Genomic DNA, 10,673 nt, shown 5'->3' on the forward strand with positions numbered 1-10,673 from the left:
CCTGAGGTACATCACAGTTTCGTCCTTGATTTCTTGCGTTGACGCGGCAGATCAGTTTGGGAGTATTGCCCTGATCCGGCACACAAAGCAAAGCCAATGGACAAAAAAAAGAAGCCGCGGAGTCCGCGGCTTCTTTCGTAACACATTCGAGCGGTGAAGATCAGGCCAGGCCGGCCTGCTTCATCACTTCGGCGGCGTAGTCTTCCACCACCTTCTCGATGCCTTCGCCGACCGCCAGGCGCTGGAAGCCGACCACGTCGGCACCGGCGGCCTTGAGGACCTGCTCGACCGACTGGTTGGTGTCCAGCACGTACGGCTGGCCGTACAGGGTCACTTCGTTGACGATCTTGGCGATCTTGCCGCTGATGATCTTTTCCAGGATATCGGCCGGCTTGGACTTGTCCTTGTCGGACATCTTGGCCAGTTCGATTTCCTTTTCCTTGGCGACGAACTCGGCCGGCACATCGGCGGCCTTGTTGTGCGGCGGGTTCATGGCAGCCACGTGCATGGCCAGGCCACGGGCCAGTTCTTCGTTGCCGCCGGCCAGTTCAACCAGCACGCCGATGCGGCCGCCGTGCACGTAGGCAGCGACGTTGTTGGTCGATTCCAGGCGCACGATGCGACGCACGTCGACCTTCTCGCCGACCTTGGCGATGACGGCAGCGCGGGCTTCTTCGATCGTCTCGCCGGACGGCAGCTTGGCGGCCTTCAGGGTGTCGATGTCGGCAGCGCCCGAGCTCAGCGCGGTGGCAGCAACAGCCTTGGTGAAGTCCAGGAAGTTGCTGTCCTTGGCGACGAAGTCGGTTTCCGAGTTGACTTCGACCAGCACGGCCTTGCCGCCGTCCTGGGCCGCCACGATGATGCCTTCGGCAGCCACGCGGTCAGCCTTCTTGTCGGCCTTGGCCAGGCCGGACTTGCGCAGCCATTCGGCCGAGGCGTCGATGTTGCCGCCGTTTTCGACGAGTGCCTTCTTGCACTCCATCATGCCGGCGCCAGTGCGCTCGCGCAGTTCCTTGACCAGGGAAGCAGTGATTTCCACGGGATTTCCTCACGAAAGAAAGGGGTTGGGCCGGCATGGTGGCCGGCCCGTGTGACAGGTGTCCTGTCGTCGCGCCATCGGCAGCGGACAGGAGCGGTGGGCGCGCTGCGCCCACCGCGGGCCTGGATCAGGCCTGGGCTTCGCCAGCGGCCGGAGCGTCGGCAGCCGGGGCTTCAGCGGCCGGGGCTTCAGCGGCCGGAGCAGCCGGAGCGGCAGCAGCCTTCTTGGCCGGAGCGCGGCGGGCCGGCTTGGCTTCTTCGGTGGCGGCAGCGTCGGCGAACTCTTCTTCGCGGACGGTGGCAGCGTGCGGCGCAGCAGCCTTGCCTTCCAGCACGGCGTCGGCAGCGGCGCGGGCGTACAGCTGCACGGCACGGATGGCGTCGTCGTTGCCCGGGATCGCGTAGTCGACCAGTTCCGGGTTGTAGTTGGTATCAACCACGGCGATCACCGGGATGCCGAGCTTCTTGGCTTCCTTGATGGCGATGTCTTCGTGGCCGATATCGATGACGAAGATCGCGTCGGGCAGACGGTTCATGTCCTTGATGCCGCCCAGCGAGGCTTCCAGCTTGTCGCGCTCGCGACGCAGGCCCAGCACTTCGTGCTTGACCAGCTTGTCGAAGCTGCCGTCGGTCTCACCGGCTTCCAGTTCCTTCAGACGGGCAACCGACTGCTTCACGGTACGGAAGTTGGTCAGGGTGCCGCCCAGCCAACGCTGGTTCATGAAGGGCATGCCGCAACGCTCGGCTTCTTCACGGATCGACTCGCGGGCGCTGCGCTTGGTGCCCAGGAACAGGATGGTGCCGCGCTTCTGCGCAACGCTGGAAATGAAGTTCATCGCGTCATTGAAGAGCGGAACGGTCTTTTCCAGGTTGATGATGTGGATCTTGCCGCGGGCGCCGAAGATGTACTGGCCCATCTTGGGGTTCCAGTAACGGGTCTGGTGGCCGAAATGGACGCCGGCTTCCAGCATCTGACGCATGGTGACCTGGGGCATTGCAGTAACTCCTGATAGGGAACCGGCCGCCACGGGTAATAGTTGGGCGGTCCGCCGCGAGGCGGGGGGTTCCGGGGTTTGGCTTCCCTGTCGCTTCCGTGACCGAACTCCTTGCGGAGCACCCCGGCACGGATATGGGCGGCAGGTGTGGATTCACCGGTGACGTCCGGTGTTGACGTATTCCCGCGCCAAGGCGGCAGGGATCCGGTCGATTATAGCCCGGTGCCGGGCGCAGGCGCAATCACGGGGGCAAGCGGGGCGTCAGCGGCCTCGTTGAGCCGGGCCCGGAACTGGCCGCCGGCGTAGCCATCCGGCCGCGGCGGCAGGTCCCAGCTGCGGGCGCTGCGCGGCAGCACATAGCCGGCCAGGCCCTCGATCAGCGGGTGGCGACGCCCGTGGGCGTCCACGAACACCAGGTCGGCCAGGTGGGCATGGCGGTCGCCGTCATTATAGAGGCGCAGGCGGGGCGCCGACGGGCTGCCGCCTGTCTTGTATCGGACCGTGCAGATAGGACCCAATCAATGGCCGTCTTCGGCACAAGGTCGCGTTTTGCGATACGCATCACGCTTGTTCAGCTAGCTGGCCAGGGGCCGGGCCCAAACCGCGGCTGTCAGCGTTCCATCCAATCCCGTTCAGATTGGCCCCGGATCGGCGATAATGGGCGCCATGAGCGTGAATCTGAAAACCCCCGAGGAAATCGAACTGATGCGTATCGCCGGCCGTCTGGCCAGCGAAGTGCTCGACATCGTCACCCCGCACGTCAAGCCGGGCGTGACGACCGAAGAGCTGGACCGCATCTGCCATGACCACATCATCAATGTGCAGAAGGCGACGCCGGCCAATGTCGGCTACCGCGGCTTCCCCAAGACGGTCTGCACGTCGGTCAACAACGTGATCTGCCACGGCATTCCCAGCGACGCCAAGGTCCTCAAGGACGGCGACATCGTCAACATCGATGTCACGGTGATCAAGGATGGCTGGCACGGCGATACCAGCCGCATGTACTACGTCGGCACGCCGTCGGTCATGGCCAAGCGCCTGGTCGATGCGACCTACGAAGCGATGTGGCGCGGCATCCGCGCGGTCAAGCCGGGCGCGACGCTGGGTGACATCGGCCATGCGATCCAGAGCTATGCCGAAGCCGAGCGCTTCAGCGTGGTGCGCGAGTACTGCGGCCATGGCATCGGCAAGGTCTACCACGACGAGCCGCAGGTGGTGCATTACGGCCGCCCCGGCCAGGGCCTGGTGCTGCAGCCCGGCATGACCTTCACCATCGAACCGATGATCAACGAGGGCACCCGCTACAACAAGGTGCTCCCGGATGGCTGGACTGTGGTCACCAAGGACCGCAAGTTGTCGGCGCAGTGGGAGCACATGGTCGCGGTCACCGAGACCGGCGTCGACGTGCTGACCCTCTCGCCCGGCGAATCGCAGGTCTGAGCATGTTGCCGGCGAGCCCGATGCTGGACGCGCCGGCCGATTCCGTCGCCGACCCGGACTGGGCGGCGTTGGCGCGGCAGTCGCTGCAACAGACCGACGCACGGTTGTATCGTCGTTTCGATCAGGGCGACAACATCGAGCGCCTGCTCGCCCTGCGCGCACGGGCGGCCGACCACCTGATCCGGTTGGCCTGGCATCGCTGCCTGCCGGCCGGTTCGGGAATGGCGCTGTTCGCGGTGGGGGGGTACGGGCGCGGCGAGTTGTTCCCGCGCTCGGATATCGACGTACTGGTGCTCGGTGCGCCCGAGCAGCAGCGTCGGCACGAATCCGGGCTGGCCCGCTTCTTTGCGCTGCTGTGGGATTGCGGCCTGCCGGTCAGCCACGCGGTGCGATCGCCGGCTCAATGCACGCAGGCCAGCGCCGACCAGACCGTGCTGACCGCGCTGATCGAGTCGCGCGCGGTGGTCGCCGATGACGCGGCCCGCCAGGCGTTGAAGGCGGCGGTGAACGTGGAGGGCCTGTGGCCGCCACGCGAATTCTTCCTCGCCAAGCGCGAAGAGCTGCTGGCCCGCCATCAGCGCTTTGGCGACACGGCGGACAATCTTGAGCCGGACATCAAGGACGGCCCCGGCGGGCTGCGCGATCTCAATACGCTGGGCTGGATGGCGCTGCGTGCGTTCGGCGTGCGCGACCTGGAAGCGCTGGTCGGCCTCGGCCATCTCGGCCCGGATGAAGCGGCCGCGCTCAAACGCGAACGGTGTGCGCTGGCACGGCTGCGTTTCGGCCTGCACCTGGTCGCCAACCGGCCCGAAGAACGCTTGCGGTTCGATTACCAGAAGACGCTGGCCACCCGCTTGGGTTTCGAAGACGACATCGAAAGCCTGGCCGTGGAAAAGATGATGCAGGGGTTCTACCGCAGCGCCACCGTGGTGCGGCGGATCAGCGACCGCCTGCTGCAGCGCTTTGAAGAACAGTTTGATGGCGAAGCCGTCCCAGAGCCGGTCAGCGTCGGTTTCTCGCTGCGCCGTGGCTACCTGGCTGCCAACGATCCGGCTTGGCCCCAAGGGGATATCGAACAGGTGTTCGCGCTGTTCTCCAGTTGGGCCTATAACCCGGATGTGCGCGGCCTGCACTCGCTGACCGCCCGCGCGCTGGCCGAGGCGCTGCCGGAGCTGGCGGCGTACACCGAGGCCAGCGCCGCGGCGCGCGAGCAGTTTTTGGCGCTGCTGCGCAGCCCGCGCGCGGTCGATACCCTGGCGCGGATGGCACGGCTGGGCGTCCTCGGCCAGTGGATCCCCGCGTTCGCGCAGGTCTCCGGGCGCATGCAGTTCGATCTGTTCCATGTGTACACCGTGGACCAGCACACACTGATGGTGCTGCGGAATATCGGCCTGTTCGCCAGCAGCCGCGCGGATGAGCGCTTCTCGATCGCGCATGAAGTCTGGCCGCGCCTGCGCAAGCCGGAGCTGCTGCTGTTGGCCGGCCTGTTCCATGACATCGCCAAGGGCCGCGGCGGCGATCACTCCGAACTCGGTGCGGTGGATGCGCGCGAATTCTGCCAGGCGCTGGCGCTGAGCAGCTCCGATACCGAGCTGGTCGCCTGGCTGGTCGAACAGCACCTGCGCATGTCGGTCACCGCGCAGAAGCAGGACATCTCCGATCCGGACGTGATCCATCGCTTCGCCACCCTGGTGGCCAGCCGCGACCGGCTGGACTATCTCTATCTGCTGACCTGCGCCGACATCGCCGGGACCAGCCCCAAGCTGTGGAATGCGTGGAAGGACCGTCTGCTGGCCGACCTGTATTTCGCCGCGCGCCGCGCGCTGCGCGACGGGCTGGAGAACCAGATGCCGGCCGCCGAGCGCGTTGCCGAAGCGCGCGAATCGGTGCGCCAGCTGGTGCGCGAGCGTGGCTACGACGATCCCACCATCGATCGTCAGTTCACGGTGATGCCCGATGAGAGCTTCATCCGGCTGCGGCCGGAACAGCTGGCCTGGCAGGCCGCTGCGCTGGTGCCGTTGAAGCAGGGCCAGACCCTGGTCAAGGTGCGCAGGCTGACCCCCGAGGACGACGCACTGGAAGTGTTCGTACACTCGCCCGACCGCGACGGCCTGTTCGCCGCGATCGTGATGACGCTGGACCGCAAGGGCTACACCATCCATCGCGCGCGCGTGCTGGACGGTCCGGTCGATACCATCTTCGATACCTTCGAAGTGACCCCGGCCGACAGCTTCGCCGATGGCGATGCGCTGCGCCTGGAGGCCGGCCTGCGTGAGGCGCTGGCCGGCGATCTGACCCGGCTGCGCCCGTCCCGCCGCGTCATTCCGCGCCAGCTGCGGCACTTCCGTTTCGCCCCGCGCATCGAGTTCCGCGATGTCACCGATGGCCAGACCACCAGTACCCGTTTCAGCCTCGTCGCACCCGACCGCCCCGGCCTGCTGGCCGACGTGGCGTTCGTGCTGCGCAACCAGCGGCTGCGCGTGCATGATGCGCGCATCGCCACGTTCGGCGAGCGCGCCGAAGATATGTTCGTGATCAGCGATGAGCATGATCACGCCCTGACCGAATCCGCCAGGCAGCAGCTGCAAGACGCGATGCTCGCCTGCCTGGACCCTGATCGAAACGCCGGAGACCCCCACTGATGGCCACCAAGCCTGCCAAGAAGACTGCCGCGAAGACCGCGGCGGCCAAGACCCCTGCTGCCGCGCCTGCGGTGAAGAAGACCGCTGCCGCAAAGAAGGCGGCGCCCGCGGTGAAGAAAGCGCCGGTCAAAAAGGCGCCGGCCCGCAAGGTCGCTGCTACCCCGGCCGAGAGCGCCGCCAAGCGCAGTGCCAGCCGTGATGCCACCATCGCGCGCAAGTCGCTGCGCAAGCCGGCCACGCCGGGTGTGGAAGAACTCAAGTTCGGCATCGAGAGCGCGTTCGAGCGCCGCGCCACGCTGACCCTGCATGAGATCGAAGGCTCGACCAAGCCGCTGGTCGGCCGCGTCATCGACGGCCTGGAAACCGGTGAATTCCGCGTTGCCGAGCCCGACGGCCACGGTGGCTGGAAGGTCAACGAATGGCTGAAGAAGGCCGTGCTGTTGTACTTCCGCGTCAACGACATGGCCGTGGTCGATGCGCGCCCGGCGCCGTTCTGGGACAAGGTCGAATCGCGTTTTGCCGGTTTCGATGAAGCCAAGTTCCGCCGCGCCGGCGTGCGCGTGGTGCCCGGTGCGATCGCGCGTCGTGGCAGCTACTTCGGCAAGGACGTGGTGCTGATGCCGAGCTTCACCAATATCGGCGCCTACGTGGGCGAGGGCACCATGGTCGACACCTGGGCCACGGTGGGTTCGTGCGCGCAGATCGGCAAGCACTGCCACCTGTCCGGCGGCGCCGGTATCGGTGGCGTGCTGGAGCCGCTGCAGGCCAGCCCGACCATCATCGAAGACCATTGCTTCATCGGTGCGCGTTCGGAAGTGGTGGAAGGCTTCGTGGTCGGCCATCACAGCGTGATCGGCATGGGCGTGTTCCTTGGCCAGAGCACGCGCGTGTACAACCGCGCCACCGGCGAGATCAGCTACGGTTCGGTACCGCCGTACAGCGTGGTGGTGTCCGGCCAGCTGCCGTCCAAGGACGGCTCGCACTCGCTGTACTGCGCCGTGATCGTCAAGCAGGTCGATGCCAAGACCCGCAGCAAGACCAGCGTCAACGAGCTGCTGCGCGGCCTGGCCGACTGAGCACCCCGCAGCCCGCGCTGGCGCAGGCGGCGCGCTACCGGCACCCGTTCGCGGGGTGGCCGGGACGCGCGCTGCAGCGTCTGCTCGGCTGCGTGCACCTGACCGCCGCCCGGCGCGCGCTCACCCGCGTGCTGCCGGTGCCTGCGTTGATCAGTGAGGTGCGTGAGGTGGTGTACCTGAGCTGGTGGGTGGACGTGCGCCATGCACCGCCGCCACCGCCGGGCCATCGCCTGTTCGCGCATGACGGGCGTACGCCCTATACGATCCTGACCTACCGCCACGGCCATTTCGGGCCGGCGCTGGCGGGGCCGTTGCGTGGCCTGTTTCCCTCTCCGCTGCAGAGCAACTGGCGCTGGTACGTGGTGCCGGACGATGCGGCGGCCGGGCCCGCGACGCCGCGGGTCCTGTTTGACCGCAATGTGATCGACAGTGCGATGCACGCAGTCGGTGCACGGCTGTGGAGCGATGCCATGCAACCGCATCTGGCCGCGCGTTTCGAGCATGCCGTGGATGCCGCTGGCGGGCACACCGTGATCGAGCCGGGGCAGGGCAGTGCGCCCGCACTGCAGGCGAAGGTGCGTCCGGCAATGGGCTTGGCGGTTGCATGGGCAGCTGGCGCCTTCACCGATGCAGCGCAGGCGATGAGGTTCCTGGCCTGCCAGGAGGCCGCGTTCGCGGTCGCCCCGGATGGTCGGCTGGCCTTGACCCATATCGATCTGCCGATTGCCCTGGCGGACGTGCCGCCACTGCAACTGGAAGGCCTGGTGGCCTGCCCGCACCTGGCCGCGATGGGCGTCGATCTGGCCGATGCGTTCTGTTTCCGGGTGCCGCAGGTGCCGTTCCGGGTCGTGTCCGAACGCCTGTTGTGACATCCTCATGGCGTCCTTCCTGAACGATGCTGCACGCCGCGCCATGACCACCACTTTGTACGGATTGAAGAACTGCGACACCTGCAGGAAAGCCACCAAGTGGCTGGACCGTTTCCAGGTGCCGTACACCTTCGTCGACTACCGCGACCACACGCCAACGTCGGAGACCCTGATCGACTGGGCGGCCCAGGCCGGTGGCTTTCCCGCGTTGATCAACAGGTCCTCCACCACGTGGCGGCAGCTGCCGGAGAACCGCAAAGCGGCCGATTCGGAGGCCGAATGGAAGCTGCTGCTGCGCGAGTACCCGCAGCTGATCAAGCGCCCGGTGGTGGTGAGCGCCGATGGCGTGATGACCCAGGGCTTCTCGGACAACGGCTTCAAGCAGCGGTTCGGAGTGGGCGCGTGAACGACGTCGTTGCCTTGACCTGCGACCTGATCGCGCGCGCCTCGGTCACGCCCGAGGACGCCGGCTGCCAGGCGCTGCTGGCCGGCCGTCTTGAACGCGCCGGCTTTCACTGCGAACACCTGCGCCTGGGCGAGGTCGACAACCTGTGGGCCACACACGGGCAGGGCGCACCGGTGCTGGTGCTGCTCGGGCATACCGACGTGGTGCCGACCGGCCCGGTCTCGGCCTGGACCAGCGATCCGTTCGATCCGCAGATCCGTGACGGCGTGCTGTACGGACGTGGCGCGGCCGACATGAAAGGCAGCGTGGCCGCCTTCGTGGTCGCCGCCGAGCAGTTCGTGGCCGCGCATCCCGATCATCCCGGCACGCTGGCGGTGCTGCTGACCAGCGACGAGGAAGGCGATGCCATCGACGGTGTGCGTCGCGTGGCCGATATCTTCCGCGAGCGCGGTCAGGCCATCGACTGGTGCATCACCGGTGAGCCGTCCTCCACCGAGGTGCTGGGTGATCTGCTGCGCGTGGGCCGCCGCGGCAGTCTCTCGGCGACGCTGACGGTGAACGGCGTGCAGGGCCATGTCGCGTATCCGGACAAGGCGCGCAATCCGATCCATCTGGCCGCTGCGGCCCTGGCCGAACTCACCGCACGGCACTGGGATGATGGCTTCGAGAGCTTCCCGCCGACCAGCCTGCAGGTCTCCAACATCCATGCCGGCACCGGGGCCAACAATGTGATTCCGGGTGAGCTGCAGGTGCTGTTCAACCTGCGCTACAACCCGCACTGGAACGCGCCCGCGCTGGAGCAGGAGATCGCTGCGCTGCTGGAGCGTCATGCACTCCAGTACACGCTCAAGTGGCATCGCAGCGGCGAGCCGTTCTATACCCCGGAAGGCACGCTGCGCAGGGTCGCCCGCGAGGTACTGGGTGAGTTTGCGGGTGCACCGCCGGAAGAGAGCACCGGTGGCGGCACCTCCGATGCGCGCTTCATCGCGCCGCTGGGCGCGCAGTGCATCGAAGTGGGGCCGGTCAACGCGAGCATCCATCAGGTGGACGAGAACGTGCGCGTCGCGGATCTGGAGGCGCTGCCGGCGCTCTACCAGCGGTTGATCGAGCGTTTGCTCGCCTGACGCCATCGGGTTGAATCAACCGCCGCTCGATTACGGTAGCGCCGGCCGCTGGCCGGCTCTCCTTTTCGTCTGGCAATCACGAGAGCCGGCCAGCGGCCGGCACTACCGGGTTTACGTGCTGCGCCGACCAACGGTCGGCGCCTACCGCGTCACTGACGAACGACCGGGTCAGGCAGGAACCGACCACGCCAGGTAGGAACGACCGGGTCGGGTAGGAACCGACCGTTGGTCGGTTCGCCCTTACGCCACGATCAACCCGAATGACGCCAACGCGGCCGCCGCCTGCCGCTGTGAAATCACCGCTTTCTTGAACAGCTTGGCGTCCATCACGTTGAGCCCGCTGATGTCGGTACCGCGCAGGTCGGCGCCTTCAAAGCGCGTCAACCGCGTCTGTGCATTGCGCAGGCTGCCGCCGTTGAACACCGCATCGCGGAAATCGCAGCCGGACAGCTCGGCCTCGGAGAAATCCATGCCCTCCAGCTGCGCCTTGCGGAAGGACATCCCGCGCAGGTCCGCGCTGACCAGCAGGCAATCGCGGAATTCCAGCGCCCAGCCGGTCACTTCCTGCAGGTGCGCGCCCGTCAGCTTGCAGTCCTGGAACTGCACCGAGGACAGCGTTGCCCGGCGCCAGTGACTGTTGTTCAGATCGCAGTGCGAGAAACGCGCATCGCTGAGCAAGGTCGAGCTGAAATCGCATTGGCTGCCGCGGCACTTCGTCCACTGGCTTTCTTCCAGTGAGGCCGCCAGCCAGCTCGCGCCGGTGACCGAGCACTGATGGAACTGGTACCCATCCATGTCCAGCCGCGAGAAGTCGCCATGATCGAACGTGCAGTTCTCGAACACGACTGCCCGCGGATGCGCGGCGATGATGGCCTGCATGCGCTCGCGGGTGAGGGTTTCATCGCGGAAGGTGACAGTGTTCATGCGTCCATTCTGGGTGATGGGCGGCGCAGGCGGCAGTCTTGAAGGCAGCGGCGGAGTGTGTACAGCGTCACCGGCGCGCATGCCGATGTTCGAACCGACGTAGAGCCGACCGTTGGTCGGCTGCACGTGTCGCCCCACCGGGTAGAGCCGACCCTTGGT

At 66.7% G+C, this 10,673-nt stretch carries 10 protein-coding genes; 6 read left to right on the plus strand and 4 right to left on the minus strand.

The window, feature by feature from the left end:
* Nucleotides 1-160: 160 nt before the first annotated feature.
* The 3 genes from tsf to ABE422_RS18005 all read right to left on the minus strand — a co-directional run bounded on the left by tsf (nt 161) and on the right by ABE422_RS18005 (nt 2,551).
* Nucleotides 161-1,039: a translation elongation factor Ts gene (gene tsf / locus ABE422_RS17995; RefSeq protein WP_088433310.1), complete on the minus strand. Its 879-nt coding sequence runs from the start codon at nt 1,037-1,039 to the stop codon at nt 161-163.
* Between the two features lie 127 nt (nt 1,040-1,166).
* Entirely contained in the window at nt 1,167-2,033 is an 867-nt protein-coding gene (gene rpsB, locus ABE422_RS18000; RefSeq protein WP_313210867.1) for a 30S ribosomal protein S2, read from the minus strand.
* 212 nt (nt 2,034-2,245) lie between these two features.
* Nucleotides 2,246-2,551, minus strand: coding sequence for a hypothetical protein (locus ABE422_RS18005; RefSeq protein WP_346483437.1), 306 nt, complete (start codon nt 2,549-2,551; stop codon nt 2,246-2,248).
* Nucleotides 2,552-2,699: 148 nt separating this feature from the next.
* On the opposite strand from ABE422_RS18005, the gene map reads away from it, so the two are divergent.
* The 6 genes from map to dapE are packed head-to-tail and all read left to right on the plus strand — an operon-like array spanning nt 2,700 to nt 9,590.
* On the plus strand, nt 2,700-3,473 hold the full coding sequence (gene map / locus ABE422_RS18010; RefSeq protein WP_346483438.1) for a type I methionyl aminopeptidase: 774 nt from the start codon (nt 2,700-2,702) through the stop codon (nt 3,471-3,473).
* A 2-nt stretch (nt 3,474-3,475) separates the two neighbouring features.
* On the plus strand, nt 3,476-6,115 hold the full coding sequence (locus ABE422_RS18015) for a [protein-PII] uridylyltransferase (RefSeq protein ID WP_346483439.1): 2,640 nt from the start codon (nt 3,476-3,478) through the stop codon (nt 6,113-6,115).
* Nucleotides 6,115-7,191 carry a 2,3,4,5-tetrahydropyridine-2,6-dicarboxylate N-succinyltransferase gene (dapD, locus tag ABE422_RS18020; protein ID WP_313210875.1) on the plus strand — a complete coding sequence of 359 codons (1,077 nt, stop codon included), beginning with the start codon at nt 6,115-6,117 and terminating at the stop codon, nt 7,189-7,191. The genes ABE422_RS18015 and dapD overlap by 1 nt, the downstream gene beginning before the upstream one ends.
* Nucleotides 7,188-8,060 carry a hypothetical protein gene (locus ABE422_RS18025; RefSeq protein ID WP_346483445.1) on the plus strand — a complete coding sequence of 291 codons (873 nt, stop codon included), beginning with the start codon at nt 7,188-7,190 and terminating at the stop codon, nt 8,058-8,060. The genes dapD and ABE422_RS18025 overlap by 4 nt, the downstream gene beginning before the upstream one ends.
* A gap of 43 nt (nt 8,061-8,103) precedes the next feature.
* Entirely contained in the window at nt 8,104-8,466 is a 363-nt protein-coding gene (locus ABE422_RS18030) for a Spx/MgsR family RNA polymerase-binding regulatory protein (protein WP_346483440.1), read from the plus strand.
* The gene (gene dapE / locus ABE422_RS18035) at nt 8,463-9,590 is read left to right on the plus strand and encodes a succinyl-diaminopimelate desuccinylase (protein ID WP_346483441.1); all 1,128 of its coding nucleotides are present in this window, start codon (nt 8,463-8,465) and stop codon (nt 9,588-9,590) included. Before ABE422_RS18030 ends, dapE begins: the two co-directional genes overlap by 4 nt.
* A gap of 240 nt (nt 9,591-9,830) precedes the next feature.
* Here dapE and ABE422_RS18040 read toward each other — a convergent pair whose 3' ends face one another.
* Complete coding sequence (locus ABE422_RS18040) at nt 9,831-10,514, minus strand: pentapeptide repeat-containing protein (protein WP_346483442.1); 684 nt, start codon at nt 10,512-10,514, stop codon at nt 9,831-9,833.
* Nucleotides 10,515-10,673: the final 159 nt, after the last annotated feature.

This window comes from Stenotrophomonas sp. TWI1151, from assembly GCF_039673135.1.
In the GTDB taxonomy this organism is placed as follows: Bacteria; Pseudomonadota; Gammaproteobacteria; order Xanthomonadales; family Xanthomonadaceae; genus Stenotrophomonas.